We start from the raw sequence: 26,815 nt of genomic DNA, 5'->3' as shown, positions 1-26,815 counted from the left end.
AGGTGCGGCTGCCATGGTGCGGCACCAGCAGCACCTGCGCCCGCAGCGGCGCCGCGCGCGCCAGCAGGGCCGCTTCCTGCGGTTGCTCGATGTCGCCGGCCAGCAGCGCCACCTGCCCCGCATGGGCCACCCGCAACACGCAGCTGAGCGCATTCGGCCGGGCCGTGCTGCCGGCATCGGCCGGCAGGGGGTGGATGAAGCGGAAGTCCACGCCGTCCCACTCCCACCGCTGCCCGTCCAGGCAGGGCGAGGCAGCGTGCTGCGCCAGCAGCGGATGCGACGGCTCGAGCGCCGCCAGCAGGCGTGCCTGGGGCTGCATCGCCAGCACCGATCCGGCACCGCCCGTGTGGTCGCTGTCGCGGTGGCTGAGCACGACGGCATCGACCCGCTCGCCCAGCGCGCGCAGCAGCGGCACCAGCACGCGCTGGCCGGCATCGCTGTCGGCGCCCAGGCGCGGCCCGGTGTCGTACAGCAGCGTGTGGGTGGCGGTGCGCACCAGCACCGCGTTGCCCTGTCCGATGTCCGCGGCCAGCAGTTCGAACTGGCCGGGCGCGGGGCGCGGCGCCTGCCACAGCAGCACCGGCAGCAGCAGGGGGACACCGAGCGCGCGCACCGGCAGCGGCCAGCGCAGGGCCAGCAGCACGCCCCCGGACACGCCCGCAGCCCCCGCCCACAGGGGCGGCGCCGCGCCGTTCCACACCGCGTGCGGCACCGCCGCCATCGCCTGCAGCGCCCGCGTCAGGCCCTGCACCGCCAGCGCCGCCAGGTCCCAGGCCGGCGCGAGCAGCACGCCCGCCATCGCCAGCGGCGTGACGACCAGCGTCACCCACGGGATGGCCAGCAGGTTGGCCGCCAGCCCCACCAGCGACACCTGTCCGAACAGCAGCAGCGTGAGCGGCGCCAGCGCCAGCGTGACGACGCCCTGCTCGCGCAGCGGCGCCCAGGCGCGGACGGACAGGGACCGCGCGGCACCGGCGAAGCCGGGCCGTCCGGGCCGGCGGCCCTCGCCGGGTCCGGCGTCATCCACCCGGCTGCGGCGCGCGCCGGTATCGGTGGCGAACAGCACGCCCACGGCCACGAAGCTCAGCCAGAAGCCCGGCTGCACCAGCGCCCACGGGTCGGCCGTCACCACCACTGCGCAGGCCAGCAGCCAGCTGGCCGGCCACGGCCAGCGGCGCCCCGACAGCCGCAGCCCCGCCACCGCGGCCAGCATCAGCAGCGTGCGCTGCGCCGGCACGCCCCAGCCGCTGAACAGCGCATAGGCCGCGGCCAGCAGCAAGCCGCCGAGCAGCGCGGCGTGCTGCGCCGGCCAGGCCAGGCACAGCCGCGCGCTGCGCCGCCAGCCCCAGCCCACCCCGGCCCCGGCCAGCCAGGCGAACAGGGTGACGTGCAGGCCGGAGATCGACATCAGGTGGGCCACGCCGGTGGCGCGGAACACGTCCCAGTCGGCCCTGGCGATCGCGTCCTGGTCGCCCACCACCAGCGCCGCGACGATGCCGGCCGCCTGCGGATCGGCGATGCGGGCCTGGATGGCGTCGCGCACCGCCTGGCGCGCCCGCTCGATCGCATGGCCCCAGGAGAAACCGATCCGCTGCGGGGGCGGATCGTCGCGTGCGTTGCGCACATAGCCGGTGGCCTGCACGCCCTGCTCCCACAGCCGCAGCTCGAAATCGAAGCCGTGCGGATTGACGTTGCCGTGCGGTGCCCGCAGGCGAACGGTGAAGCGCCAGCGGTCGCCGGCGCGCAACTCGGGCAGCGCGCGCTGCGGCTCGACCAGGCCCTCGTCGGCCACGCCGCCGGCTCCGTACCAGCCCAGCGACAGCCGGGCCGGGATGCGCACCGGCTGGCCACCTTGCGCGGCCTCGTCGACGGCGAAGCGGAAGGCCTGCCCCCATTCGTGGCGCTGGGGCATGGAGGCGAGCGTGCCGGAGACGACCAGGTCGCGCCCTTCGAGCGCCGGATCCAGCGCCTGCGAGGCGAACACCGCCGCGCGGCTGCCGCACAGACCGAAGGTGGCCAGCGCGGCCAGCACGAGCACGGCCACCGCCGGGCGCCCGCCGCGCCGCAGCAGCACCAGCAGCAGCGCCGCCGCTGCCGCCGCGAGCCCGGCGGCATAGGCCTCGAGCGGCCACAAGCGCGCCTGCTGCAGCTGCACGGCCGGCCCCAGCACGGCGCCTGCCAGCAGGGGCATCCAGGGGCGGGCGGGCGCTGCGGGTCCCTCGTGCATGGCCCGCTCAACGGTTGCGGTCCGGTGCCCGCCGACACCGCCCTCCCCCGCTTTCGGGAAACGGTCCGACGCCCATCCGCAGCCCGGGCTGCCATCCTGCGGCCGTGCTGGTCCTCGCCGCCTTCCTCGCCGCCCTGCTGATCGCGCTGGTCGTCATCAACTTCGGCAGCGGCGAGCGGCGCGTCGACCGGGAAATCGAGCACCTGTACCCGGTCGACGATCCGCAGTTCGACCGGGCGATGGCCCTGATGCTGGGGCCGACCATCGTGCCGGGCAACCGGGTGCAGGAGCTTGCCAACGGCGACCGCATCTTCCCGGCGATGCTGGAGGCGATCCGCGGCGCGCGCAGCACCGTGCTGTTCGAGACCTTCATCTACTGGTCGGGCGACATCGGCACCGCCTTCGCCGAGGCGCTGTCGGACCGCGCCGCCGCCGGCCTGAAGGTGCACGTGCTGCTCGACTGGGTCGGCAGCACCAGGGTCGACCGCGAACTGGTGCGCCGCATGTGCGACGCCGGCGTGCAGGTGCGCATGTTCCATCCGCTGCGCTGGTACAACCTGGGCCGCATGAACGATCGCACCCACCGCAAGCTGCTGATCGTGGACGGCCGCATCGGCTTCACCGGCGGCGTCGGCATCGCGCCGCAGTGGTGCGGCGACGCGCAGGACCCCGGGCACTGGCGCGACATGCACTTCCGGGTCGAAGGGCCGGTGGTGGCGCAGATGCAGAGCGTGATGCTGTCCAACTGGAACAAGACCACCGGCCGGGTGCTGCACGGCCGCGACTACTTCCCCGAACTGGCGCCGGCCGGCGGCATGGCGGCGCAGATGTTCGCCAGCTCGCCCAGCGGCGGCAGCGAGTCGATGCTGCAGATGATGCTGCTGGCCATCACGGCGGCGGTGCGCAGCATCGACATCGCCAGCGCCTACTTCGTGCCCGACGAGGTGGCGCTGCAATCCCTGCGCTCGGCCGCCGCCCGCGGCGTGCGCGTGCGGGTGATCACGCCCGGCCCGCACACCGACCAGGACACGGTGCGGCGCGCCTCGCGCGGCCTGTGGGGCCCGCTGCTGGAGGCCGGCGTGGAGATGCACGAGTACCAGCCGACCATGTACCACTGCAAGATGATGATCGTGGACGGGCTGCTGACCTCGGTGGGATCGACCAATTTCGATCCACGCTCCTTCCACCTCAACGACGAGGCCAACCTCAACGTCTACGACGGCGAATTCGCCCGGCGCATGACCGAAGTGTTCGAAGCCGACCTGCGGCGCTGCCAGCGCGTCACGCTGGCCGACTGGCAGCGCCGGCCCTGGCCGGAGAAGCTGCGCGAGCGGATCAGTGCCGTGCTGGCGCCGGTGCTTTGAGGGCGTTTCCATGCGGCGAACGCCGGGAACCATCTCCTGGTCTCTGGACACCAGCGGCGCGTGCTCGGAACTCGGGTGATGGATTGCGGGGCAAGCCCGCAATGACACAGAGGGGAGTCATCCCGGCGAACGCCGGGAACCATCTCCTGCTCGCCGATCAGCCGGCGCGCGTGTCCGGCGTCCGACGATCACTCCACGGTCGCGTTGGACGCGCCGGGGGATGCCGACGTACAGTGGCAAGGCTCCAGGAGACGCGCATGCGCAAGCTCAACCTGCTCACGGCCACTGCGACGGCCCTCACGCTGGCGGCGTGCGGCGCGATGACGTCCGCGCCGTCCGGCCCGTCCGCGTTCGCGATGCTGTCGCCGACCACCGGCAATGCCACCACCGGCCAGGTGCGCTTCGCACCCTCGGGCGGCGACAAGGTCGTGGTGTCCGGCGAGGTGCGGGGGCTCAAGCCCAACGCCGAACACGGCTTCCACGTGCACGAGAAGGGCGACTGCTCCAGCGGCGACGGCATGAGCGCGGGCGGGCACTTCAACCCGGCCGGCGCACCGCATGGCCGCCACGGCGGTGCCCGGCACCACGCGGGCGACCTGCCCAGCCTGAAGGCCGACGCCGCCGGCGTCGCCCGCTTCCGCTTCGAGAGCCGCTCGATCGGCATCGGCGGCGGCCCCGCCGACATCGTCGGCAAGGGCCTGATCGTGCACCGCGACCCCGACGACTACACCACCCAGCCCACCGGCAATGCCGGACCCCGGCTGGCGTGCGCGGTGATCGCGCGAGGGTGAGTTCGCCTCATCCCCGCGCCGGCGGGGATCCAGCGCTTGCGCCGTCGGCGGCACCGCCGGCGCGCACGCGGCGCTCGGCCTCCTGCAGCGCCTGCACCGTGTCGATGTCCACCAGGACGCCCTCGTCTTCCACCTCCAGCGCCGTCACACGGCGGGCCTTCGCCACGGCCTGCGCCCCCTTGGGCCCCGACAGGGCCGCCAGCGCCTCGCCGCACGCCGCCGAGAACCCCACCGGGTGCCCGCGCTCGCCGCGATACAGCGGCACCACCACCTCGGCGCCCGCGGCCAGGGCCCCTGCCACCTGCCGCAGGGTCGCCGGCCGCACCAGCGGCAGGTCGCCCGGAAGCACCAGCCAGCCGCCCGCGCCGCGGGTGGCCCGCACCGCCGCCGCGATCGAGTCGCCCATGCCGGGATGCCCGGCATCCTCGACATGGAAGGGCAGGCCACTGGCCCGCACCGCCTCCAGCGTCCACTGCAACACCGGCCGGCCGGCCAGCAGCGCCTGCAGCTTGGACCCCGCGCCGCCGGACGCCACGAAGCGCTCGCCGCGCCCGGAGGCGAGCACCAGCACGACGGGCGCAGCGGCGGACTTCATCCGGCCACTGTAGCGGGGCCGCGCCGGCGCCGGCAACCCATCCGCGGCGCACAATCCGCGCTGCATGGAACCGCCACCTCCGGCCGGCCGGGCCGACGCCCTGCAACTGGCCTTCGATCTTTCGCCGGTGGGCCTTTGCGTCACCGAGAACCGCAGCGTGGTGCTGTGCAACCCGGCGTTCGCCGCCATGTTCGGCTACGCCCCCGGCGAACTGCTCGGCCAGCCGCTGGAACCGCTCTACCCCTCGCACGAGGAGTTCGAGCAGATCGGCAGCATCGGCCGGCCCGCCATGCAGGCGAGCGGCACCTACAGCGACGACCGCATCATGCGCCGGCGCGACGGCAGCCTGTTCTGGTGCCACGTTGCCGGCCAGGCGCTGGACCGCTCCCGGCCCTTCGCCCGCGCCGTCTGGATGTTCGAGGACCTGTCGCAGCGCCGCCCGGTCGCCGGTGCGCTGACGGCGCGCGAGCGCGAGATCGGGCGGCAACTGGTCGCCGGTGCGACCAGCAAGCAGATCGGCCGCGTGCTTGGCATCAGCCCGCGCACGGTCGAGGCCCATCGCGCCCGCCTGATGAAGAAGCTGGCGGCCGGCAGCCAGCGCGAGCTGGTCGCCCGGCTGATGGGGTCCGGCCAGCCCTGACCAGGGCGCCCCGTTGCGCGGGGAAGTGCCGAGGTGTTTCTACGCTATGGCCGTGCGGGGCGCGGGCGGCTATCGTTGGCGCCATGAACCTTGCCCATGCGCTGGCCCGGATCGCGTGCCAGGATCCGCGCCGCCCCGCCGTCTACGTCGGCGACCGGCTGCACCTCGACTACGGCGCGCTCGCCGATCGCGTCGCCCGGCTCGCCGCCGGGTTGCGTGAACGGGGGCTGGACCCGGGTGACCGGATCGCGCTGTTCATGCACAACCACCCGGCCTACCTGGAACTGCTGTACGCGTGCTGGTGGGCCGGCCTGGCGGTGGTGCCGATGAACGCCAAGCTGCACCTGCGCGAGGCGCAATGGATCGCCGACCATGCGCAGGCGCGCTGGGCCTTCGTCACGGCCGACATCGGCCTCGGGCTGCAGGTGCCCGGCCGCTGCGTGGACGTGGACAGCGGCGACTACGCCGCCCTGCCGGCGCCGGTCGGCCTGCCGATGGCATCGGCCGCGCCGACCGACCTGGCCTGGCTGTTCTACACCAGCGGCACCACCGGCAAGCCCAAGGGCGTGATGCTCACCCACCGCAACCTGCTGGCGATGGCGATGGCCTACTTCACCGACGTGGACACGGTCGAGCCGGAGGACGCCATCGTCTACGGCCCGCCGATGTCGCACGGCGCCGGCCTGTACGCGCTGCCGCACATGGTGGCGGGCGCGCGCCACGTGGTGCCGGCCTCGGGGGGCTTCGACCCCGATGAGATCTTCGGGCTGGCCCGCCGCATCGGCCGGCTGGCGATGTTCGCGGCGCCCACCGTCGTCAAGCGCCTGGTCGACCACGCCGAGGCCCACGGCCTGTCCGGCGAGGGCTTCAAGACCATCGTCTACGGCGGCGCGCCGATGTACGTGCAGGACATCCACCGTGCCCTGCGCGTGATGGGCCCGCGCTTCGTGCAGATCTACGGCCAGGGCGAGAGCCCGATGGTGATCACCGCGCTGTCGCGGCGCCACCTGCTGGACAGTGCGCACCCGCGCCATGCCGAGCGCCTGGGCTCGGTGGGCGTGGCGCAGACGCCGGTGGAAGTGCGCGTGGCCGACGCCGACGGCGTGTCGCTGCCGGCCGGCGAAACGGGCGAGGTGCTGGTGCGCGGCGACACGGTCATGGCCGGCTACTGGCGCGATCCGCAGGCCACCGAGGCGGCCATCCGCGACGGCTGGCTGTTCACCGGCGACATGGGCAGCCTGGACGAGGACGGCTTCCTCACCCTGCGCGACCGCAGCAAGGACATGATCATCAGCGGCGGCTCCAACATCTACCCGCGCGAAGTCGAGGAGGCGCTGCTGGCCGCGCCCGGCGTGGCCGAGGTCTCGGTGGTCGGCGCACCCGATCCCGAATGGGGCGAGATCGTGGTCGCCTTCGTGGTGCCGAAACCCGGCCAGGCGCCGGACGAGACCGCGCTCGATGCCGCCTGCCTGGCTCAGATCGCCCGCTTCAAGCGACCCAAGCGCTACGTGTTCTGCGAGGCGCTGCCCAAGAACAACTACGGCAAGGTGCTCAAGACCGAGCTGCGCCGGCAACTGGAGGCAACCGCATGAACGCCGCACCCCGTCCCCTGCAGGGCCGCCGCGCCCTCGTCACCGGCTCCGTCCAGGGCATCGGCCTGGCCATCGCCGAAGCACTCGCCGCGCAGGGAGCCGCGCTGGTGCTGCACGGGCTGGCCGGCGCGCAGGAACTGGAGGGCGCGCGGGCGGCCCTGCGGCAAGCCGGTGCCAGCCAGGTGGACGCCTTCACGCACGACCTGCGCCAGCCCGACCAGGTCGAGGCGCTGGTGCACGCCGCGCTGGCGGGCGGCGCGGTGGACATCCTGGTCAACAACGCCGGCATCCAGCACACCGCGCCGCTGGCGCAGATGCCACGGTCCCGGTGGGACGAGATCCTGGCGGTCAACCTGTCGGCGGCCTTCGACACCATGCGCCTGCTGCTGCCGCGGATGGCGCAGGCCGGCTATGGCCGGGTGGTGAACATCGCTTCGGTGCACGGACTGGTCGCCTCGGTGCAGAAGGCACCGTACGTCGCGGCCAAGTTCGGGCTGGTCGGCATGAGCCGCGTGGCGGCGCTGGAGTACGCCGGCGCCGGTTCGCGCGCCAGCGGCGGCGTGACCGTCAACTGCGTGTGCCCGGGCTGGACCGAGACCGCCATCATCGAGCCGCAGATCCAGGCGCGGGCGGCGGCCCTCGCGACCGGCCGCGAGGAAGCGCTGCGCGACCTGATGCGGGAGAAGCAGCCCAGCCAGCGCACCTCGCTGCCCTCCGAGATCGCCCGGGTGGTCACCTGGCTGTGCGAGCCGGCCGCGCACAACCTCACCGGCGCGGCGATTCCGGTCGACGGCGGCTGGACGGCGCAGTAGACCCTGCCCTTTCCGCCGGCGGCCGGCACGGCCGGGCTGCGGGCGGCCCCGAGCGTCACCCGGGCTGCTGCAGGATCCGCACCTTCCGCAGCCGGCCGTGGTGCGCCAGTTCGCGCAGCAGCAGCACGCCGGCCATGAACCATCCCGCCCTCGCCGATGCCGGGCGCAGCGGCCGGCAGCAGCGCGCCGGCGCCGCCCGGCGGCCGGGCGACGTCGGCCCCAGCCCCGCAGCGGGCGCACGCGACAGCACGTAGTCCGCGCCGATCACCGGCCGCGCACTCACGCCAGGTATCCCAGCGCCAGCTGCGCGGCGCGTGCATCCACGCCGTGCCCCAGCCCGGGCAGCAGGTCCACGCTGGCACTGCCGCCGAGCCGCCCGATCGCCTCGGCGGCCTCCACGCTGAAGCGCGCCGCGATCACCGGGTCGTCCGAGCCGTGGATGAAGTGGTAGCGCACCGCGGCCGGCGCGCGCCGCACCGGCGCCGCGAAGCGCCCGGCCAGCGCGATCACGCGGCCGGCCGGCGGCTCGCCCGACTGGGTCGATTCGAGCGACATGATCGAGCCCTGCGAGAAGCCGACCAGCGTGGTCCTGTCCGGGCCGATGCCGCTCTCGCGCTGCCAGCGCGCGACGGTGCCCCGGAACCGCGGCAGGGCGGCGGCCATGCGCTGCGGGCGGTTCTCTTCGGTCACGCCCAGCACCGAGAACCACTCGCGGCCGCTGCCCAGGCCGGACGGGTGCGGCGCCTCCACGCTCACCACGAAGGCCGCCGGCCGCGCGGCGGCGATGGCTTCGGCCAGCGGCAGCAGGTTGGCGGCCGAGGCGCCGACCCCGTGGAACAGCAGCACCAGTTCCGTCGCGGCGGATGGCCGGGCCGCGACGATGGACGCATCGCTCATGCCGCCACCTCCTGGCCTTCGACCGCGATCGCGAGCTCGCGCCCGAACACGTACGACTCCATCGCCAGCACGCTGTCGCGGATGCCGCCGTCCAGCACCGTGGCCGGCGCGCCCTCGTCCGAAGCGCCCAGCGCGACCAGCAGCGGCAGGAAGTGCTCGGCCGTGGGATGGGCGCGCGCGGCGTGCGGTGCGCGCTCCAGCGCGTGCAGCAGCCGCTCGCGGTCGCCGTCCAGCACCGCTTGCCGGATCCACAGGGAGAACTCGCGCGCATGGGGCGCGCCCTCCTCGTGGCCCATGCGGAACTCGTACAGGTTGTGCGTGAGGCTGCCCGAGCCGGCCACCAGCACGCCCTGGGCGGCGAGCGGCGCCAGGGCACGGCCCAGGGCGTAGGCGCCCGCGGCGTCGGCATCGACCGGCAGCGAGACCGGCACCACGGGCACGTCGGCCTGCGGGAACAGATGCATCAGCGGCACCCAGGCGCCGTGGTCCAGGCCGCGCTCGCTGTCCAGAGTCGCGGGCAGGCCGGCGTCGCGCAGCAGCTGCGCGGTGCGCTCGGCCAGTTCCGGCGCGCCGGGCGCGGGGTACTGCAGGCGGTAGAGCGCGCGCGGGAAGCCGCCGAAATCGTGCACCGTCTCCGGCCGCGCCGCGGCGCCGACCTCGATGCCGCGCGTCATCCAGTGCGGCGACACGACGACGATCGCGCGCGGCTTGCCGAGCGCACGGCCGGCGGCGGCGAGCTGGGCGCCGGCAAGCCCGGGCTCCAGCGCGAACGTCGGAGCGCCGTGGGAGACGAACAGGGCGGGCATCTTGGGGTCCATGGCGGGAGAGTCCTTTCGAACGGGCATTCTGGGGGCGGACGGCCGGCCGAAAAGCCACCGGCCCGGCCATGCGGCATTGCGGTTCCGGCAATAGTGGGGAGATGTCTGGCGGGCTTGGCTCAAGAAGCTGTCGTGGTGGGGTGGGCTCAAGGAGGTGTCGTGGCTGGCTGGGCCCAAGGAGGTGTCACGGCGGCTGGGCCAAGGAGGTGTCCTGGCGGGATGCGCCCAAGAAGGTGTCATGGCGGGCTTGACCCGCCATCCATCACCCGCGCTCTGAACGCGGCCGCGCGTGTTCGGCGCGCGGGTGATGGATCCCGGCTTTCGCCGGGACGACATGGTTTGTTTCCCGGGACGACATGACGGTCCTTCGCCCCGATGCGATGGCCGGATTCGCCCCGATGCGATGGCCGGATTCGCCCCGATGCGGTGGCCGGATTCGCCGCGACGACATTGCCGGGCTGCGACAATCCCCCCATGAGCCCCCCGTCCAGCCGCCTCGCCGACCTGCGCAAGAGCTACGAGCGCGCGGAGCTGAGCGAGGAGGCCAGCCACGCCGATCCCCTGCGACAGTTCGAGCAGTGGCTCACCGAGGCGATCGCCGCCGAGCTCCCGGAACCCAACGCGATGACGCTGGCCACCGTGGGCAGCGACCTGCGGCCCAGCACTCGCATCGTGCTGATCAAGGGCTACGACGAGCGGGGCATCGTCTGGTTCACCAACTACCACAGCCGCAAGGGGCGCGAGCTGGCCGGCAACCCCTACGCCGCGCTGCAGTTCCACTGGGTCGAGCTGGAACGGACGGTGCGCATCGAAGGGACCGTGGAGAAGACCAGCGAGGACGAGAGCGACGCCTACTTCGCCAGCCGCCCGCTCGATTCGCGCATCGGCGCCTGGGCCAGCCCGCAGAGCGAGGTCATCCCCAGCCGCGCCGTGCTGGTCGCCAACGCGGCGAAGTACAGCGCCCAGTTCCTGCTCAACCCGCCGCGCCCGCCGCACTGGGGCGGCTACCGGCTGGTGCCGCGCGAGTGGCAGTTCTGGCAGGGCCGCAAGAGCCGGCTGCACGACCGGCTGCGGTACACGCCCGACGGCGACGGCTGGCTGCGCGAGCGGCTGGCGCCCTGACCGGCGGGCGGCGTCCTGGCGCACGATCGAGGGCCACGCCCGCCATAGCAATCCCCGCCGCGCATGCCCCCGACAGCCGCCTCCCTGAACCGCCGCCAGTGGCTGGCGCTGGCGATGCCCGTTCCCCTGCTGGCCGCCGGCTGTGCGGCGCGGCCCGGCACGCGCGCCCCCACCGAGGTCGACCTGGTCGCGCAGCCCGTGCAGGCGGCCCTGCGCGGTGACGGCCACCCCGCCGTCGATGCCTGGGGCTACGGCGGCGCCGTGCCCGGGCCGGTGATCCGCGCCGTGCAGGGCAGCCGCCTGCGCGTCGACTTCCACAACCGGCTGCCGGCCGCGACCACCGTCCACTGGCACGGCGTGCGCGTGCCCAACGCCATGGACGGCGTGCCGCACCTCACCCAGCCGCCGGTGGCCCCGGGCGGGCGCTTCACCTACGAATTCGACCTGCCGGACGCCGGCACCTTCTGGTACCACTCGCACCTGCAGAGCGCCGAGCAGGTCGAGCGTGGCCTGCAGGGCGTCCTGGTGGTCGAGGAACGGCAGCCGCCGGCCGTCGATCGCGAGCGGGTCTGGGTGCTCGACGACTGGCGGCTGTCCCGCGACGGCCGCCTCGCCGGCGACTTCGGCGACGCGCACGACATCGCCCACGCCGGTCGCATCGGCAACCTGGTCACCGTCAACGGCCGACTGCCACGCGACCTGCCCGTGCGGCGCGGCGAGCGGATCCGCTTGCGGCTGGTGAACGCGGCCAATGCCCGCATCTTCGGCCTGCGCTTCGACGGCCACGCGCCGCAGGTGGTGGCCATCGACGGGCACCCGGTGGCCCCGCATGCGCCCGCAGGCGACACCGTCGTCATCGCACCCGGCATGCGCGTGGACCTGGTGCTGGATTGCATCGGCCGTCCCGGCGAACGGCACGCGGTGGGCGACGTGTTCTACCCCCGCGCCGCCTACGACCTGCTGCGCCTGGCCTACGAGGACGTGGCGCTGCGCGAGCAGCCGCTGCCACCGTTCCCGCCGATCGCCCCCAACCCGCTGCCCGAACCCGACCTGGCCTCGGCGACGACGCACGCGCTGCGCTTCGAGGGCGGGATGATGGGCCGCCTGCACGGCGCCTCGCTCGACGGAAAGCCGATGGGCATGATGGCCCTGATGCGCTCGGGCAAGGCCTGGGCGGTCAACGGCGTGGTGGCCGGCGGCCACGTGCACGAACCGGCGCTCACCCTGGAGCGCGGCCGCTCGTACGTGCTCGCGCTGGTCAACGACACCCGCTGGCACCACCCGATCCACCTGCACGGGCATGCGTTCCGGGTGCTGCGCCGCAACGGCCGGCCGACGGCGCTGCGCGAGTGGCAGGACACCGTGCTGATGGCGCCGGACGAGCGCGTGGACGTCGCCCTGGTCGCCGACAACCCGGGCGACTGGATGCTCCACTGCCACATCCTGGAGCACCAGGACGGCGGGATGATGGCGATCGTGCGGATCCGGTGAGAGTGCCCGCGCCGGCTTGATGGGCATCAAGCCGGCCGTGCGGTCCGCCACTAACATCGCCGCGTCATCCCATGTCCCGGATTCGCCGCTCCCTCCGCCCGCTCGCAGCCCTGGTGCTGCTGGTGTGGCTGTTCGCCAGCGGCGTGGCCTTCGCCCAGGCCTGCCTCCAGACGTCCGAGATGGCCCTGTGCGAGGAATGCTGCACCGAGGCGCAGCCGGTCGCGCAGCGCGCCGATGCCGACACGCGGCTGCCCGCCCCCGCAGCCGTCCCGCTGCCCCCGGCCGTCGTCGCCTGGACGCCGGCCCTGCTGGAGCAGGGCACGCGTGCAACGCATGCACCGGCCGGCGGTTGGCTGCCCCCGCCTGAAATCCCCATCGTCTTCCTGCGGTTGACCTTGTAGCGGACGGCTTCGCCCTCCCGCTCGCGTCGCCGTGCGCCTGGATGCGCCCGGCGCCCGGATGGCCCGAACCCATCCGCCGTCCAGCCAAGGAAGACCATGTCCCACCATCCCCGCTGCGGGGGCCGCCTGCGCGCCAGCGTGCTGGGCGCCGCCCTCGCCGCCTGCCTGCTGGCCCCGCCGGCCCTGGCGCAGAGCGACGGCACGCCCCTGGGCGCCGACCTCGCCTCGCTGCTGGACTACGCGCGCCGCCACAACCCCGCGCTGGCGTCCGCCCAGGGTGACGCCGAAGCCGCGGCCCAGCGCATCGGGCCGGCCGGCGCCCTGCCCGACCCGGTGCTGCGGGTCGAACTGGAGAACTTCAGCAACACCGGCAACCCGCGCAGCGCCAGCCTGCTGCCCGGCCGGGTCGGCGAGACGAAGTACACGCTGATGCAGCAGCTGCCGGCCTGGGGCAAGCGCGACCTGCGGCGCGACGTCGCCACGGCCGATGCGCGGCAGGTGCTGGCGCAGGCGGCGGGAACCTGGGCCGAGCAGGCCATGCAGTTGCGCACCGCCTTCGCCCAGTACTTCCTGGCGGCTCGCACCGAACGCATCACCTCCGAGCTGCTCGACCTGGTGGCGCGGCTGGAGCAGGTCGCGCAGTCACGCTACGCCGGCGGCCTGGTGCCGCAGGCCGACGCGATCCGGGCCCAGCTCGAGCAGACGGCGCTGCGATCGGAGCTGATCGCGCTGGCCGGCGAGAAGCGGCGGCTGGCCGCCCGCATCAATGCCCTGTTGGGCCGCGAGGCGACCGCCGCGCTCGCCGAGCCGCGCGAGCTGCCGGCCCTGCCTGCATCGGAGCGGCTGCGCCTGGCCGAGCTGCTGCGGCGGGCGCGGGCGACCAACCCGACGCTGCAGGCCGAGGCCGCCCGCATCGAATCGGCGCGCGCCGGTTCGGAGCTGGTCCGCCGCAACCGCTACCCCGACTTCAACGTCGGGCTCTCGCCCACCCAGATGGGCTCGCGCGTGTCGTCCTGGAGCCTGATGCTGGAGATGAACATTCCGCTGCAGCAGGGCACGCGGCGCGCGCAGGAGGCCGAGGCGGCCGCGATGCTGCAGGCGGCGCGCGACCGCGCCCGCGCCGCGGCCGACCAGGCCGCCGCCGGCCTGGAAGAGCAGCTCGCCGGCCTGCAGGCCGCGCGCCGCACCGAGGAGCTGCTGCGGCAGCAGCTCCTTCCGCAATCGGAACTGGTGCTGCAGTCGGCCCTGGGCGGCTACGAGAACGGCCGCAGCGACTTCACCACCCTGCTGCAGGCGCAGCGCGACATCCGCAAGGCGCGCCTGGACCTGCTCAAGGCCCGGGTGGAGGCGCAGGCGCGCCTGGCCGAGATCGAACGCACCCTGGGAGAACCGCTATGAAGAACACCACTGCCGCCTTGCTGTCGATTGCGCTCGGCGCAGCCGGTGTCGCCGCCGGCATCGGTTGGGGATCGCGCGACCGCGGCCCGGCCGCCGCCAGCGCCACCGCGGGCCAGGCCGCCGGGGCCACGGCCGAAGCGCCGCGCCGCATCCTCTACTACCGCAACCCCATGGGCCTGCCGGACACCTCGCCGGTGCCCAAGACGGATTCCATGGGCATGGACTACATCCCGGTGTACGAAGGCGAAGCCGGGCCGTCCGCGGCCGCGCCCGGCCAGGTGCGCATCAGCCCCGAACGGGTGCAGATGCTGGGCGTGCGCACCGAGGCCGCGGCCCTGCGCCCGCTCGGCCGCGTGGTGCGCGCCAGCGGGCGGGTCGAAGCCGACGAGCGCCGCATCTACGCCGTCACGGCCAAGTTCGAGGGCTACGTGGAACGGCTGCACGTCAACGCGACGGGGCAACCGGTCGGGCGCGGCCAGGCGCTGTTCGAGGTCTACAGCCCGGAGCTGGTGGCCGCCCAGCGCGAGTACCTGGTGGCGCGCCAGGGCGTGCAGGCGCTGGCCGGGACCGACGCCGCCGCCGGCATGCAGCGGCTGGCCGAATCCAGCCTCCAGCGCCTGCGCAACTGGGACATGACGCCCGGGCAGGTCGAGGCGCTGGCGCGCAGCGGCGAGGTGCGCCGCACCGTCACCTTCCGCTCGCCGGTGGGCGGCGTGGTCACCGAGAAGAAGGCGCTGCAGGGCATGCGCTTCGCGCCCGGCGAGCCGCTCTACCAGGTGACCGACCTCGGCTCGGTGTGGGTGATCGCCGACCTGTTCGAGCAGGACATCGCACTGGCCCGGCCCGGTGCCCGGGCGGCGATCCACCTTGCCGCCTACCCGGGCAAGGACTTCGAGGGCACCGTCACCTACGTCTACCCCACGCTGAACGCCCAGACGCGCACGGTGCCGGTGCGCATCGAGCTGCGCAATCCGGGGCTGATGCTCAAGCCGGCGATGTACGCGCAGGTCGAACTGGCCGCCGGCGATGCGCGGCCGGTGCTCACCGTGCCCGACTCCGCCGTGATCGACAGCGGCACCCGCCGCGTCGTGCTGGTGCAGCTGCAGGAGGGCCGCTTCGAGCCGCGCGAGGTCCGCCTGGGTGCCCGCGGCGAGGCCCACGTGCAGGTGCTGGAGGGCGTGCGCGAAGGCGAACAGGTGGTGGTGGCCGCCAACTTCCTGATCGATGCCGAGAGCAACCTCAAGGCCGCCATCGGCAGCCTCGGCGGGGCCTCCGGCCAACCGGCGCCGGCGGGCGCCGTATCCCACAAGGCCCAGGGCACGGTGGATGGCCTCGACGCCAAGGCCGGCACGATCAGCCTGAACCACGGCCCCGTGCCCAGCCTGAAGTGGCCGGCGATGACCATGGAGTTCAGGGTCGCCCACGCCGCCCTGCTGCAGGGGCTGGCACCCGGCGCTGCCGTCGAATTCGAGTTCGTGGAACGCCAGCCGGGCGACTGGATGATCACCTCGGTCACGCGCGCGGCGGCGGCGCCCGACGGGTCCGGCCAGGCGCACCGCTAGGAGCCCGCCATGCTCTCCCGACTGATCGACGGGTCCGGCCGCAACCCGGTGCTGGTGCTGCTGGCCACGCTGTTCGTGGTGCTGGCCGGCCTCTATGCCGTGGCGAAGACGCCGCTGGACGCCCTGCCCGACCTGTCGGACGTGCAGGTCATCGTCTACACCGAGTACCCCGGCCAGGCGCCGCAGGTGGTGGAGGACCAGGTCACCTACCCGCTCACCACCGCCATGCTGGCGGTGCCGAAATCGAAGGTGGTGCGCGGCTTCTCCTTCTTCGGCGCCTCCTTCGTCTACGTGATCTTCGAGGACGGCACCGACATCTACTGGGCCCGCAGCCGGGTGCTGGAGTACCTGAACTTCGCCGCCGCGCGCCTGCCCGCGGGCGTGTCGCCGGCGCTCGGGCCGGATGCCTCGGGCGTCGGCTGGGTCTACCAGTACGCGCTGGTGGCGAAGAACCGCACGCTGGCCGAGCTGCGCAGCCTGCAGGACTGGTTCGTGCGCTACCAGCTCACCGGGGCACAGGGGGTGGCCGAGGTCGCCTCCATCGGCGGCTTCGTGCAGACCTACCAGGTGACGGTGGACCCCGCGAAGCTGCGCTCGTACGGCATTGCGCTGGCGCGCGTCTCGCAGGTGATCCGCGACTCCAACCGCGACGTCGGCGGCCGGGTGGTCGAGATGGCGGAGACCGAGTTCATGGTGCGCGGCAAGGGCTACCTGCGCGGCATCGCCGACATCGAGCAGCTGGCGGTCCGCAGCGAAGGCGGCACCCCGGTGCGGGTGCGCGACATCGCCCGCGTGGAAAAGGTGCCCGACGAGCGCCGCGGCCTCGCGGAACTGAACGGCGAAGGCGAGGTGGTTTCCGGCATCGCCATGGCGCGCTATGGCCAGAATGCGCTGCAGGTGATCGCCAACCTCAAGGACAAGGTGGCGGAGATCGCCCCCGGCCTGCCGCAAGGTGTGCGCATCGTGCCGGTCTACGACCGCTCCGAGCTGATCCATCGCGCGATCGACACGCTCAAGCGCACGCTGCTGGAGGAAAGCCTGATCGTCGCGGCCGTGTGCATCGTGTTCCTGCTGCACGTGCGCTCGGCGCTGGTGGCCATCCTGATGCTGCCGGTGGGGGTGCTGATCGCCTTCATCGCGATGCGCCTGCTGGGCATGAACTCGAACCTGATGAGCCTGGGCGGCATCGCCATCGCCATCGGCGCCATGGTGGACGCCGCGATCGTGATGATCGAGAACGCCCACAAGCACCTGGAGCGGCTGCCGCCGCAGCACACGCGGGCGCAGCGCGCGCAGGCGATGCTGGACGCCTGCAAGGAGGTCGGGCCGGCGCTGTTCTTCTCGCTGCTGATCATCACCGTGTCCTTCCTGCCGGTGTTCACGCTGGAATCGCAGGAAGGGCGCCTGTTCTCGCCGCTGGCCTGGACCAAGACCTTCTCCATGGCCGGCGCGGCGCTGCTGTCGGTGACGCTGGTGCCGGTGCTGATGCTGCTGTTCGTGCGCGGGCGCATCCTGCCGGAGTCGCGCAATCCGGTGAACCGCCTGCTGATCGCGGTCTACCGCCCGATCATCTCGTGGGTGATGCGCTTCAAGCTGCTGACCATCGCCGCCGCAGTGGGTGCGATGGCGATCACGCTCTGGCCGGCCGGCCGCCTGGGCAGCGAGTTCATGCCGACGCTGGACGAGGGCACGCTGCTGTACATGCCCACCTCGCTGCCGGGCATGTCGATCACCAAGGCGGCCGAGCTGCTGCAGACGCAGGACAAGATCATCAGGAGCTTCCCCGAGGTCGCCTCGGTCTACGGCAAGGCCGGCCGCGCCGCGACCGCCACCGATCCGGCGCCCACCGAGATGTTCGAGACGGTGATCAACCTCAAGCCCCAGTCCGAGTGGCGCGAAGGCATGACGACCGACAAGCTGATCGCCGAGATGGACGGCGCGCTGCAGTTCCCCGGCGTGTCCAACGCCTGGACCATGCCGATCAAGGCCCGCATCGACATGCTGTCCACGGGCATCCGCACGCCGATCGGCATCAAGGTGTTCGGCAAGGACCTGGGCGAGATGGAACGGCTGGCCCAGCAGATCGAGCAGGTGGTCAAGGCGGTGCCCGGCACCACTTCGGCCTTCGCCGAGCGCATCACCGGCGGCTCCTACCTGAACATCGAGCCGGACCGAACGCAGCTGGCCCGCTACGGGATGTCGGTGGGCGATCTGCAATCGGTGATCGGCGCCGCGCTGGGCGGCGAGAGGGTCACCACCACGGTGGAGGGCCGCGAGCGCTACGGCGTCACGGTGCGCTATCCGCGCGACCTGCGCAGCAACCCGCAGGCGATCGAGCGCGAGGTGCTGGTGCCCACGCCGGACGGCCGCGCCATGATCCCGCTCGGCCAGCTGGCCCGGGTGGAGATCGCCCGCGGCACGCCCGGCATCCGCACCGAGAACGCGCTGCTGTCGGCCTACATCTACGTGGACATCCGGGATCGCGACATCGGCTCCTACGTGAAGCAGGCGCGCAAGGCGGTGGCCGAGCAGGTGCAGTTCCCGCCCGGCTACTACGCCACCTGGAGCGGCCAGTTCGAATCGATGGAGCGGGCCGCCGCGCGCATGAAGATCGTGGTTCCGGTCACGCTGCTGCTGATCTTCCTGCTGCTGTACCTGAACTTCCGGCGGCTGACCGAAACGCTGATCGTGATGCTGTCGGTGCCCTTCGCGCTGGTCGGCGGCGTCTGGCTGATGTGGGCACTGGGCTACAACCTGTCGGTGGCGGTGGCGGTGGGCTTCATCGCGCTGGCCGGGGTGGCCGCCGAGACCGGGGTGGTGATGCTGATCTACCTGGACCACGCCTGGGCCGCGGCGCGCGCGCGCTGCGCGGCCGAGCGGCGGGCACCGGCGGCGCAGGACCTGTACGGCGCCATCATGGAAGGCGCGGTCGAGCGGGTGCGGCCCAAGATGATGACGGTGGTGGCCATCATGGCCGGCCTGCTGCCCATCCTGTGGGGCACCGGCACCGGCTCCGAGGTGATGAGCCGCATCGCGGCGCCGATGGTGGGCGGCATGGTGTCCTCCACGGTGCTGACGCTGGCGGTGATCCCGGCGATCTATGCGCTGGTCAAGCAGTGGGAGCTGCGACGGGCCGCCCGCACGACGGAGAACGCGCTCAACCCATGAGCTTGCGCATCCGCTCGTCGAACTCGGCCTGGTCGATTTCGCCGCGGGCAAACCGTTCGCGCAGGATCGACCGCGCCCGGTCTTCGCCGTCACGCCCGGACGGCGATCGGATGGCCATCCTCACCAGCACGACGATGCCGGCGATCACCAGCGCCCACCACAGCACATGCATCAGGCCAAAGCCGGCCATGCCCCATCCATCCCACATCATGGCAACCTCCTTTCGGTCATCCGCCCGCCAGCCAACACCGGCGGGTGTCCAGCGGAACCGCCGCCACCCCGAGCATGACGCTTCCAGGGCGAAGGTGCTGACCACCGTCGCCATGTGTGCTTGATGCCCGTCAAGCTACTCGGCGCGGTCATCCCTGGAAGGCCCCGTTCAGTCATCGATGTCGCTGCCGACCTTCAGCCGTGCCCCCGACGCCTCGCTGCCACGCACGACGAGCAGCGCGCGATCGGACGTCTCCAGCAGCCGCTTGAAGACCGGTGCACGCCCGGCGCCGAGCGCGCCGTGCCACCCCAGCGCCACCACGCTGCTGTCCAGGCGCGCGGCCTGCTCGAGCAGCATGGCGGCCGGCTCGCCCCGGCACAGCAGGACGTCGTCGACGCAGGCGGCCTGCTGCTGCGAGCAGCGCGCCAGGCCGCGCGCCACCAGCTGGTCCAGGCGCCGCGGGTACTCGTGGTGCGGGGCATCGGCGTACACCGAGCCCAGCGCCCTCCCGCCTGCCGCGGCGGGCCCTCCCTCGGAATGCAGGACGGTGACGCGGATGCCCAGTGCCGCAGCCAGCCGCGTCGCGGTGTCCAGGGCCCGGTCGGCGGCCGCCTCGCCGCTGGCGGCGGCGAGCATCGAGGTCCAGGGCACGGCTTCGCGATAGCGCGCGGGCAGCAGCACGACCGGCGCCCGGGTGCACTCGATGACGGCCCGCGCGACGCTGCCCAGCGCATGGGTGGGCGGTGCATGCCCGGACGCCGATTCGCCCCGCGCGGTCATGACGACCAGGTCGATGCGATGGGCCTCGATCTCCTCGAGGATGGCCGGCTCGGCGGCTCCCTGGAGCTGGTGCACGACGACCTGCCTGCCTTGGGCCTGGGGCACGCGCAGGCGCGCGAGCTCGTCGGCCGCGGCCAGCGGGTGCCGCGTCGCATGGACGACGTGCAGCGTCGCGTCCAGCACCCCGGCCAGCCACAGTGCGCAGGAGGCGCCCCGGGCGGCTTCGGCGGAGCCGTCGAGCGCCAGGAGGACGGAGTCGAAGCCGTTCATGGTCGTGCCACCTTCACCGCATGCGATCGCCCGCGCCAGGCCAGGGTCGCCTCCAGGCCTTCCCATCCGGCGGGCAGCCTCGGCCCGGCGCGCGGGTCGACCCGGGGGCCGTCGTCGCCGAAGCGTACGCCCAGGAAACCGAACATCAAGGCCTGCCAGGTGCCGCCGATGGCGGCCGCGTGCACGCCCAGCATGCTGTTGTCCATCGCGTTGGACAGGTCGAGCCAGAGGCTCTGCTCCCAGTAGCGCTGCGCGTCCTCCCGCAGGCCGATGCGCGCCGCGATGGCGGCATGGACCGCGGGCGACAGGCTGCTGCCGTGGTCGGTCAGCGGCTCGTAGTAGCGGTAGTTCGCCGCCACGACCTCGTCCGGGAACGCGTCCGGGAACAGCAGCGGCAGCATCAGCACGTCGGCCTGCTTGAGCAGCTTGAGCCGGTTGATGGCCTGCCAGTCGAACAGCCGGCTGATCGGCGCCCTGAAGCGCTCTTCCTTCGGCAGCGGATAGTCGCCCAGCCCGAAGAAGCCCTCGAACTGCTCGATCACGCCGTCCGGCCCTGGGGTGGGGCAGTACAGGACCGCGGCCAGCCCGTCCCACTCCTGCGCCTCCGCCTCGTGCAGGCCCAGGCGCCGGGCGGCCCAGGCCGCCTGCTCGAGGTTGAAGCGGGCCATCCAGTTGGTGTACGCGTTGTCGTCCACGTCGTGGTGGTATTCGTCCGGCCCGACCACGCCGCGGATGTGGTGGTGGCGCTCCCCCGCCGTCATGCGGCTGGCCCAGAAGCGCGCCGTCTCGAACAGGACGAGCGCCCCGGGGCCGGCCAGGAAATCCTCGTCCCGCGTGGCGTCCCAGTAGCGCCAGACCGCATAGGCCACGTCGGCCGTGACATGCACCTGCTGGCTGCCGGTGAAGATCGGGATCTCCTTGCCGCTGCTGCGCAGCACGATCTTGCTGGGGGTGACGTCGTCGCCGGTGACGGTCGACTCCCAGGCGAAGCAGGCGCCCCGGTAGCCGAGCTCGCGCGCGCGCCGCCGCGCCCCGTCGAGCGTGTGGTGGCGGTACTGCAGCAGCGTGCGGGCGCGCCCGGGTTCGGTGTGCAGGAAAAAGGGCAGCATGAAGATCTCCGTGTCCCAGAACACGTGGCCCTCGTAGCCCCGGCCGCTGAGCGTGCGCGCGCCGATCGACACGCGCGGGTCGTCGCCCGCGGCCAGGCGCAGGTGATAGCTGCCGAAGCGCAGCGCCTGCTCGACGGAAGGGCGGCCGGGCACCCGGATGTCCGCCCGGCGCCAGAACTCCGCCCAGGCCTGCGCATGGGCTTGGAGCAGCGCCTCGAATGCCTGTCCGTCCAGCGACTGCAGGTGCGCCAGGGCCGCCGCCCGCGGATCCGGCGCGTCGCGGCTGGTGTACACCACGATGCGCCGGCACAGCCCCTGCGGCTCGCGCGAGGTCCGCGACGCGATGCAGATCTCGAAGCCCGACGCCAGGGTGCGGTAGCGCACCAGCCCGGCGTCGGGCAGGCCCGCCACCTCGATGCGCTCCACGTGCGGATGGCGGGCGGCCGTCTGCGGTGGCTCCAGCGCCGGCTCCAGCGTCACTGCAGCCCAGTGGTTCTCGCCACTGGCGGCGGCTTCCTGCAGCAGCAGGTGCGGATCGGCGAGCGAGGCGCAGCGGCGCGTGCGGATGGCGGTGCGCCGCCCGCCGGGCGTCTCGTACAGCGCCTCGATGTGCAGCACGCCGGTGCGCAGGTCCAGCGTCCGGCGCAGCTCGCGGCCGTACGGCCCGCCGAAGGCCAGCGGCTCGCCCTCGAGCGCGGCCGCCAGCGCGAACGGGAACGGCACCGACACCAGTTCCGAGTAGAGGTCGTTGCGCTCCGGCGTCAGGAACTCGGTCTCCGAGTACGGCAGGTCGGCACGCTTGCGGTCGTAGATGCCGGCGATGAACATGTCGCACTGCGAGCCGGGCGGCGGCGTATCCAGTGCGCCGCGCACGCCCAGGTAGCCGTTGCCCACCGTGAACAGGCTCTCCATCTGCAGTTCCCGGGCCGCGTCGAAGCCCTCCTGCTCGATGCGCCAGGCGATCGCCTGCCGGCGCGCGCGCAGCGCCGCTTCCAGGCGGTCCGCGTCCAGCGCGGCCAGGTCGTCGACGACGATGTCCGCCCCGGCGCGCGCCAGGGCGGCCGCGTTGCCGCCGCGGTCGATGCCCACCACCAGCCCGAAACCGCCGCGCCGCCCGGCCTGGACGCCGGACACCGCGTCCTCGAAGACCAGCGTGTGGCCGGGCGCCGCGCCGAGCGCCTCGGCGCACTTCAGGAACATGTCCGGTTCGGGCTTGCCGGCGAGTCCGAGCTCGCCGATGTCGATGCCGTCCAGCCGCGCATCGAAGAGCGGCTCGACGCCAGCGAGGGCGAGGATCTCCCGCCCGTGCCGGCTCGAGGTGACCACCCCGGTCCTCACGCCCCGCCCACGCAGCGCGCGCACCAGGGCGATGGTGGAGGCGAAGGTCGGGGCGCCCTGCTGCTGCAGGCGCCGGGAAAAGAGCACGTCCTTGCGCCGGGCGAGTGCCTCGAGCTCCGGTTCGGGCAGGCTGAGCTGCCGGGCCCGCAGGAAGCTGCGCAGGCCCTCCATGCGGGGCTTGCCGTCGACATGGGCGCGGTAGTCCGCGTGCTCGTCGAACGGGCGCCACGCCTGGCCGGCCGGGGCCAGGCGGCGCAGCAGGTCGTCGAAGAGCTCCTTCCAGGCTGCCGCATGCAGGCCGGCGGTGCGCGTGACGACGCCATCCATGTCGAAGACGGCGGCGCGGTAGCCCAGGCTCATCGGTCAGCCCCAGCAGAAAAATGCAGTTCGTGCCAAGCACTTGACCTTGACCCGGGGGCAAGGTTCACAGTTGTTGCGTGCCGATCCCGCAACGTGCGAACCGATAGAATTCCTGCCGAATGCCTGCCATCCGCATCCTGCTCGCCTGGCTGCTGCTGGCCGCGCTGCCCCTGCAGGGCTTCGCGGCCGCGACCACGCTGCTGTGCGGCCCGGCCCACCATGGGCCAGTCGCGGCCGCCGGCTCGCATCACGCGACCGCGGATGGCCACGACCATGGCCAGGATCATGGCCATGGTCACGCGGCTGCGCCGCACGCCGACGCCCCGGGCGCCGGCGCCGAGGCAGCAACGCTGTCCTCGATCGCGGCCGGCCACAGCTGCAACCTCTGTTCCGCCGCCTGCCATGGCGTCGGCCTCGCCAGCCAGCCGGCCGAGGTCGGGCTGGCCGACGCACCCCGGGTGCCGCTGACCGAAGCCTTCCGGGGGTTCGACAGCCGGCCGGCACCGGTCCCCGACAAGCCACCTCGCGCCTGAGCTCCACGGCGCCCGCCGCGTGCGGGCCGCCGAGGCTCGTCCGTTGCCTGCCCGGCGGGCAACGCGTTCCATTCGTTCGCGCGAGGCTTCATGCACGCATCCGTTCTTACCTGGTGGCCGGTCCTGCTGGCCGCCACTGCCGCGGGCCCGGCCGGCGCGCAGCCCGATCCCGCTCCGGCATCACCGCCGGGCTACCGTTCCGCCTTCGAGCACTACCGCCCCTTCGGCGACCCACCGGTCGCATCCTGGAAGGACGCCAACGACACCGTCGGCCGCATCGGCGGCTGGAAGGCCTACGCGCAGGAAGCGAGCGGGCCGGCCCGGCCGGCCGCAGCACCCGCGCAAGGCCAGGCACGAGGCGAGGGCCAGCCGGCACCCGCGCAGCCCGCGACGGGCGGGCGCGGGCACGACCCGCACGGCCACCACCGCTAGGACGCCGCATGCCCATCCCCTTGCTTCGAATCGCGCCGCTCGCGGCCGCCGCGCTGCTGGCGGGCTGCGCGACGGTCGACATCGACCAGGCCGTCGGCCAGGCCAACCGGGCCGCCGCGGAGTTCACCCAGGGCGGGCTGGAGCTGAGCCGCACGCCGGAACAGCACCAGCGACGTGAACGCCTGGCTCGGCAACTGCTGGCCCAGCCGCTCGGGCAGGCCGAAGCGGTGCAGCTCGCGCTGGCCAACAGCCCGGCCTTCCAGGCCGTCGTCGCCCAGGGCTGGAGCGACATGGCCACCGCCGCGCAGGGCGGCCGCATCGCCAACCCGGTGTTCAGCTTCGAGCGCGTGCGCGCCGGCAGCGAACTGGAGATCGGCCGCCTGCTGTCCTTCGGGCTGCTGGACCTGCTGACGCTGCCGCAGCGAACGGCCCTCGCCCGCAACGCGTCCGCGCAGGCCCAGGTGCAGCTCACACGCGACGTGGTCGAGCAGGTCGGCCAGGTGCGGCAGGCCTGGGTGCGCGCCGTGGCGGCGCAGGAGCAGCTCGCCTATGCCCGGCAGGTGGACCGCAGCGCGCAGGCCAGCGCCGAGCTGGCCCGGCGCATGCAGGCCGTGGGCAACTTCAGCAAGCTGCAGCGCGCGCGCCAGCAGGCCTTCCACGCCGAGGCGACGGCCCAGCTCGCCACGGCCCAGCACGCAGCCACCGCGGCGCGCGAGGCACTGGTGCGCCGGCTGGGGCTGGCCGATGCGCAGGCGGCCGAACTGAAGCTGCCCGAGCGGCTGCCCGACCTGCCGGCCCAGCCGCGCGCCGCCACCGCCGTGGCCGGCGCCGCGCTCGAGCAGCGCCTGGACGTGCGCAGCGCCCGCCTGCAGCTCGACGCTGCCGGCCGCTCGCAGGGGCTGGACCTGCTCGGCGCGCTGGTCGACACCGAAGTCGGCGTGCGCCGCGACACGCATTTCGACAATGCCGAGGGCACCCGCACCAGCGCGCGCGGCTGGGAGGCGGAGATCCGCCTGCCGCTGTTCGACTGGGGCGATGCCCGCCGCGCATCCATGGATGCGCAATCGCTGGCGGCCGCCCACCGCTACGACGCCACCGTGCGCGCCGCGTCCTCGCAGCTGCGCGAGGGCTACTCGGCCTACCGCACCGCGTACGACCTGGCCCGGCACTACCGCGACGAGATCGTGCCGCTGCGCAAGACCATCTCGGAGGAGAACGTGCTGCGCTACAACGGCATGCTGATCGGCGTGTTCGAATTGCTGGCCGACCATCGCGAACAGGTCGGCGCGGTGATCGCCGCCATCGACGCCCAGCAGCGCTTCTGGCTGGCCGACGCCGCGCTCTCCTCCTCCCTGATCGGGCAACCGCTGGCCGGCCAAGCCGCGGCCGGTCCCGCACGCGCGGCCGCTGCCACCGGCGGTGCCGACGCCCACTGAAAGCGACCGCGATGAACAGCAGACGCAACTTCCTCACCGGCGCCGGCGCGATCACGGGCGCGGTGGCCGCCGCCTCGGTCAGCCGCGTGGCCCTGGCCGCCCTGCCCGAGCCCGTCACCCGGGACAAGCCCGACACCGCCGCCCCGCTGGCACCGCCCAATGGCCGTCCCTACGACCCCGTGGTCACGCTCAACGGCTGGACCCTGCCCTGGCGCATGAACGCCGGCGTCAAGGAGTTCCACCTGGTGGCCGAGCCGGTGGTGCGCGAGATGGCGCCCGGCTTCAAGGCCCACCTGTGGGGCTACAACGGCCAGTCGCCGGGGCCCACCATCGAGGTGGTCGAGGGCGACCGGGTGCGCCTCTTCGTCACCAACAAGCTGCCCGAGCACACCACCGTCCACTGGCACGGCCAGCGCCTGCCCAACGGCATGGACGGCGTCGGCGGGCTGACGCAGATGCACATCCCGCCGGGCAAGACCTTCGTCTACGAATTCACGGCGCGCCGCCCGGGCACCTTCATGTACCACCCGCACGCCGACGAGATGGTGCAGATGGCGATGGGCATGATGGGGTTCTGGGTCACGCACCCCAAGGGCCGCCACCCGCTGATCGCCCCGGTGGACCGCGACTTCGTGTTCCTGCTGTCGTCCTTCGACATCGAGCCGGGCTCGTACACGCCCCGGGTGATGACCATGCTGGACTTCAACCTGTTCACCTTCAACAGCCGCATCTTCCCCGGCATCGCCTCCATGAACGTGCGGCGGGGCGACCGGGTGCGCATCCGCGCCGGCAACCTGACCATGACCAGCCATCCGCTGCACCTGCACGGGCACGAGTTCGAGGTCACCGGCACCGACGGCGGCCCGGTCCCGAAGGCCGCGCGCTGGCCGGAGGTGACCACCGACGTGGCGGTCGGCCAGATGCGGCAGCTGGAGTTCGTCGCCGACGAGGAAGGCGACTGGGCCTTCCACTGCCACAAGAGCCACCATACGATGAACGCGATGGGCCACGACGTGCCCACCATGATCGGCGTGGACCACCGGCAGGTCGCCAGGGAGATCACCGACCTGATCCCCGACTACATGGTGATGGGCGAGCGCGGGATGGCCGACATGGCCGAGATGGAGATGCCGCTGCCGGACAATACGGCGCCGATGATGGCCGGCCAGGGGCCGTTCGGCGCCATCGAAATGGGCGGCATGTTCACCGTGCTGAAGGTGCGCCGCGACCAGCCGCCCGGCGACTACCGCAATCCGGCGTGGTTCCGGCACCCGGCCGGCACGGTCGCCCATGAATTCACCGGCAGCCTGCCACCCACGCCGCGCGCGCAGGGCGCCGGCGGCGGCTCGGCCCCGTCGCGCCGGCCGTCGGCGAAGAAGGACGTCGAGGTGCGGGTGCGCAAGCCGGGCGCGACGCCCTCGCCCGGCGCACACGATCACTGATGGAAGAAGCGAAAGGAAACGGATCG

General features: G+C 73.2%; 23 protein-coding genes. 15 read left to right on the top strand and 8 right to left on the bottom strand.

Features of this window, described 5'->3' with window-relative positions:
- A partial coding sequence (locus tag V6M57_RS05855; protein WP_332814052.1) for a DNA internalization-related competence protein ComEC/Rec2 occupies nucleotides 1–2,191 on the bottom strand: 2,191 nt, incomplete at its 3' end.
- 140 nt (nucleotides 2,192–2,331) lie between these two features.
- Here V6M57_RS05855 and V6M57_RS05850 point away from each other — a divergent pair.
- On the top strand, nucleotides 2,332–3,591 hold the full coding sequence (locus V6M57_RS05850; protein WP_332814051.1) for a phospholipase D-like domain-containing protein: 1,260 nt from the start codon (nucleotides 2,332–2,334) through the stop codon (nucleotides 3,589–3,591).
- A 257-nt stretch (nucleotides 3,592–3,848) separates the two neighbouring features.
- Nucleotides 3,849–4,382 (top strand): superoxide dismutase family protein, encoded by a 534-nt coding sequence (locus tag V6M57_RS05845; RefSeq protein ID WP_332814050.1) that lies wholly within the window; start codon nucleotides 3,849–3,851, stop codon nucleotides 4,380–4,382.
- Nucleotides 4,383–4,389: 7 nt separating this feature from the next.
- Here V6M57_RS05845 and V6M57_RS05840 read toward each other — a convergent pair whose 3' ends face one another.
- Nucleotides 4,390–4,977 (bottom strand): nucleotidyltransferase family protein, encoded by a 588-nt coding sequence (locus V6M57_RS05840; protein WP_332814049.1) that lies wholly within the window; start codon nucleotides 4,975–4,977, stop codon nucleotides 4,390–4,392.
- Nucleotides 4,978–5,041: 64 nt separating this feature from the next.
- Between V6M57_RS05840 and V6M57_RS05835 the strand changes: the two genes are divergently transcribed.
- The 3 genes from V6M57_RS05835 (at nucleotide 5,042) to V6M57_RS05825 (ending at nucleotide 8,021) form a co-directional block, all read left to right on the top strand.
- The gene (locus V6M57_RS05835; protein ID WP_332814048.1) at nucleotides 5,042–5,617 is read left to right on the top strand and encodes a LuxR C-terminal-related transcriptional regulator; all 576 of its coding nucleotides are present in this window, start codon (nucleotides 5,042–5,044) and stop codon (nucleotides 5,615–5,617) included.
- Between the two features lie 83 nt (nucleotides 5,618–5,700).
- Nucleotides 5,701–7,209, top strand: coding sequence for a class I adenylate-forming enzyme family protein (locus tag V6M57_RS05830; protein WP_332814047.1), 1,509 nt, complete (start codon nucleotides 5,701–5,703; stop codon nucleotides 7,207–7,209).
- A complete protein-coding gene (locus V6M57_RS05825) occupies nucleotides 7,206–8,021 on the top strand; it encodes a 3-hydroxybutyrate dehydrogenase (protein WP_332814046.1) in 816 nt (271 codons plus the stop codon). Before V6M57_RS05830 ends, V6M57_RS05825 begins: the two co-directional genes overlap by 4 nt.
- Before the next feature lie 55 nt (nucleotides 8,022–8,076).
- On the opposite strand, the gene V6M57_RS05820 is transcribed toward V6M57_RS05825, so the two are convergent.
- From V6M57_RS05820 to V6M57_RS05810, 3 genes are read right to left on the bottom strand one after another with little or no spacing between them, the layout of a single operon-like run.
- The gene (locus V6M57_RS05820) at nucleotides 8,077–8,304 is read right to left on the bottom strand and encodes a hypothetical protein (protein ID WP_332814045.1); all 228 of its coding nucleotides are present in this window, start codon (nucleotides 8,302–8,304) and stop codon (nucleotides 8,077–8,079) included.
- Nucleotides 8,301–8,918, bottom strand: coding sequence for an esterase (gene ypfH, locus V6M57_RS05815; protein WP_332814044.1), 618 nt, complete (start codon nucleotides 8,916–8,918; stop codon nucleotides 8,301–8,303). The genes V6M57_RS05820 and ypfH overlap by 4 nt, the downstream gene beginning before the upstream one ends.
- Nucleotides 8,915–9,736 carry a dioxygenase family protein gene (locus tag V6M57_RS05810; protein ID WP_332814043.1) on the bottom strand — a complete coding sequence of 274 codons (822 nt, stop codon included), beginning with the start codon at nucleotides 9,734–9,736 and terminating at the stop codon, nucleotides 8,915–8,917. Before V6M57_RS05810 ends, ypfH begins: the two co-directional genes overlap by 4 nt.
- 474 nt (nucleotides 9,737–10,210) lie before the next feature.
- Between V6M57_RS05810 and pdxH the strand changes: the two genes are divergently transcribed.
- The 6 genes from pdxH (at nucleotide 10,211) to V6M57_RS05780 (ending at nucleotide 18,878) form a co-directional block, all read left to right on the top strand.
- Nucleotides 10,211–10,858: a pyridoxamine 5'-phosphate oxidase gene (gene pdxH, locus V6M57_RS05805; RefSeq protein WP_332814042.1), complete on the top strand. Its 648-nt coding sequence runs from the start codon at nucleotides 10,211–10,213 to the stop codon at nucleotides 10,856–10,858.
- Nucleotides 10,859–10,921: 63 nt separating this feature from the next.
- Nucleotides 10,922–12,349 (top strand): multicopper oxidase family protein, encoded by a 1,428-nt coding sequence (locus V6M57_RS05800; protein WP_332814041.1) that lies wholly within the window; start codon nucleotides 10,922–10,924, stop codon nucleotides 12,347–12,349.
- A gap of 71 nt (nucleotides 12,350–12,420) precedes the next feature.
- Entirely contained in the window at nucleotides 12,421–12,750 is a 330-nt protein-coding gene (locus tag V6M57_RS05795) for a hypothetical protein (protein WP_332814040.1), read from the top strand.
- A gap of 96 nt (nucleotides 12,751–12,846) precedes the next feature.
- A complete protein-coding gene (locus V6M57_RS05790; RefSeq protein ID WP_332814039.1) occupies nucleotides 12,847–14,148 on the top strand; it encodes a TolC family protein in 1,302 nt (433 codons plus the stop codon).
- Nucleotides 14,145–15,710, top strand: a complete 1,566-nt coding sequence (locus V6M57_RS05785) for an efflux RND transporter periplasmic adaptor subunit (protein ID WP_332814038.1) — start codon at nucleotides 14,145–14,147, stop codon at nucleotides 15,708–15,710. The genes V6M57_RS05790 and V6M57_RS05785 overlap by 4 nt, the downstream gene beginning before the upstream one ends.
- Nucleotides 15,711–15,719: 9 nt before the next feature.
- Nucleotides 15,720–18,878 carry an efflux RND transporter permease subunit gene (locus V6M57_RS05780; RefSeq protein ID WP_332814037.1) on the top strand — a complete coding sequence of 1,053 codons (3,159 nt, stop codon included), beginning with the start codon at nucleotides 15,720–15,722 and terminating at the stop codon, nucleotides 18,876–18,878.
- Here the strand turns inward: V6M57_RS05780 and V6M57_RS05775 are convergent.
- Genes V6M57_RS05775 through V6M57_RS05765 form a run of 3 tightly spaced genes read right to left on the bottom strand, consistent with a single transcriptional unit; the run spans nucleotide 18,868 to nucleotide 22,946 of the window.
- Nucleotides 18,868–19,203 carry an SHOCT domain-containing protein gene (locus V6M57_RS05775; protein WP_332814036.1) on the bottom strand — a complete coding sequence of 112 codons (336 nt, stop codon included), beginning with the start codon at nucleotides 19,201–19,203 and terminating at the stop codon, nucleotides 18,868–18,870. The two genes, V6M57_RS05780 and V6M57_RS05775, sit on opposite strands and share 11 nt — an antisense overlap.
- 54 nt (nucleotides 19,204–19,257) lie before the next feature.
- Nucleotides 19,258–20,139, bottom strand: a complete 882-nt coding sequence (locus V6M57_RS05770) for a universal stress protein (protein WP_332814035.1) — start codon at nucleotides 20,137–20,139, stop codon at nucleotides 19,258–19,260.
- A complete protein-coding gene (locus V6M57_RS05765) occupies nucleotides 20,136–22,946 on the bottom strand; it encodes an HAD-IA family hydrolase (RefSeq protein ID WP_332814034.1) in 2,811 nt (936 codons plus the stop codon). Before V6M57_RS05765 ends, V6M57_RS05770 begins: the two co-directional genes overlap by 4 nt.
- Nucleotides 22,947–23,065: 119 nt before the next feature.
- On the opposite strand from V6M57_RS05765, the gene V6M57_RS05760 reads away from it, so the two are divergent.
- From V6M57_RS05760 to V6M57_RS05745, 4 genes are all read left to right on the top strand, one after another.
- Nucleotides 23,066–23,479, top strand: a complete 414-nt coding sequence (locus V6M57_RS05760) for a hypothetical protein (RefSeq protein WP_332814033.1) — start codon at nucleotides 23,066–23,068, stop codon at nucleotides 23,477–23,479.
- Between the two features lie 90 nt (nucleotides 23,480–23,569).
- Nucleotides 23,570–23,911 carry a hypothetical protein gene (locus V6M57_RS05755; protein ID WP_332814032.1) on the top strand — a complete coding sequence of 114 codons (342 nt, stop codon included), beginning with the start codon at nucleotides 23,570–23,572 and terminating at the stop codon, nucleotides 23,909–23,911.
- 8 nt (nucleotides 23,912–23,919) lie between these two features.
- A complete protein-coding gene (locus tag V6M57_RS05750) occupies nucleotides 23,920–25,347 on the top strand; it encodes a TolC family protein (RefSeq protein ID WP_332814031.1) in 1,428 nt (475 codons plus the stop codon).
- Nucleotides 25,348–25,358: 11 nt separating this feature from the next.
- Nucleotides 25,359–26,789 carry a multicopper oxidase family protein gene (locus tag V6M57_RS05745; RefSeq protein WP_332814030.1) on the top strand — a complete coding sequence of 477 codons (1,431 nt, stop codon included), beginning with the start codon at nucleotides 25,359–25,361 and terminating at the stop codon, nucleotides 26,787–26,789.
- The last annotated feature ends 26 nt before the right edge of the window (nucleotides 26,790–26,815 follow it).

It is taken from the genome of Ramlibacter sp., assembly GCF_036676645.1.
In the GTDB taxonomy this organism is placed as follows: Bacteria; Pseudomonadota; Gammaproteobacteria; order Burkholderiales; family Burkholderiaceae_C; genus Ramlibacter.
This window is presented reverse-complemented; position numbering and strand designations above follow the sequence as displayed.

Bases quoted from the DNA above. Each gene is read 5' to 3' on its own strand.
- V6M57_RS05775 (WP_332814036.1), bottom strand. From the start codon at position 19,203: ATGGCGACGGTGGTCAGCACCTTCGCCCTGGAAGCGTCATGCTCGGGG.
- V6M57_RS05765 (WP_332814034.1), bottom strand. From the start codon at position 22,946: ATGAGCCTGGGCTACCGCGCCGCCGTCTTCGACATGGATGGCGTCGTC.
- V6M57_RS05810 (WP_332814043.1), bottom strand. From the start codon at position 9,736: ATGGACCCCAAGATGCCCGCCCTGTTCGTCTCCCACGGCGCTCCGACG.
- V6M57_RS05785 (WP_332814038.1), top strand. From the start codon at position 14,145: ATGAAGAACACCACTGCCGCCTTGCTGTCGATTGCGCTCGGCGCAGCC.
- V6M57_RS05840 (WP_332814049.1), bottom strand. From the start codon at position 4,977: ATGAAGTCCGCCGCTGCGCCCGTCGTGCTGGTGCTCGCCTCCGGGCGC.
- V6M57_RS05795 (WP_332814040.1), top strand. From the start codon at position 12,421: ATGTCCCGGATTCGCCGCTCCCTCCGCCCGCTCGCAGCCCTGGTGCTG.
- V6M57_RS05845 (WP_332814050.1), top strand. From the start codon at position 3,849: ATGCGCAAGCTCAACCTGCTCACGGCCACTGCGACGGCCCTCACGCTG.
- V6M57_RS05825 (WP_332814046.1), top strand. From the start codon at position 7,206: ATGAACGCCGCACCCCGTCCCCTGCAGGGCCGCCGCGCCCTCGTCACC.
- V6M57_RS05760 (WP_332814033.1), top strand. From the start codon at position 23,066: ATGCCTGCCATCCGCATCCTGCTCGCCTGGCTGCTGCTGGCCGCGCTG.
- V6M57_RS05835 (WP_332814048.1), top strand. From the start codon at position 5,042: ATGGAACCGCCACCTCCGGCCGGCCGGGCCGACGCCCTGCAACTGGCC.
- V6M57_RS05790 (WP_332814039.1), top strand. From the start codon at position 12,847: ATGTCCCACCATCCCCGCTGCGGGGGCCGCCTGCGCGCCAGCGTGCTG.
- pdxH (WP_332814042.1), top strand. From the start codon at position 10,211: ATGAGCCCCCCGTCCAGCCGCCTCGCCGACCTGCGCAAGAGCTACGAG.
- V6M57_RS05755 (WP_332814032.1), top strand. From the start codon at position 23,570: ATGCACGCATCCGTTCTTACCTGGTGGCCGGTCCTGCTGGCCGCCACT.
- ypfH (WP_332814044.1), bottom strand. From the start codon at position 8,918: ATGAGCGATGCGTCCATCGTCGCGGCCCGGCCATCCGCCGCGACGGAA.
- V6M57_RS05780 (WP_332814037.1), top strand. From the start codon at position 15,720: ATGCTCTCCCGACTGATCGACGGGTCCGGCCGCAACCCGGTGCTGGTG.
- V6M57_RS05750 (WP_332814031.1), top strand. From the start codon at position 23,920: ATGCCCATCCCCTTGCTTCGAATCGCGCCGCTCGCGGCCGCCGCGCTG.
- V6M57_RS05770 (WP_332814035.1), bottom strand. From the start codon at position 20,139: ATGAACGGCTTCGACTCCGTCCTCCTGGCGCTCGACGGCTCCGCCGAA.
- V6M57_RS05745 (WP_332814030.1), top strand. From the start codon at position 25,359: ATGAACAGCAGACGCAACTTCCTCACCGGCGCCGGCGCGATCACGGGC.
- V6M57_RS05800 (WP_332814041.1), top strand. From the start codon at position 10,922: ATGCCCCCGACAGCCGCCTCCCTGAACCGCCGCCAGTGGCTGGCGCTG.
- V6M57_RS05830 (WP_332814047.1), top strand. From the start codon at position 5,701: ATGAACCTTGCCCATGCGCTGGCCCGGATCGCGTGCCAGGATCCGCGC.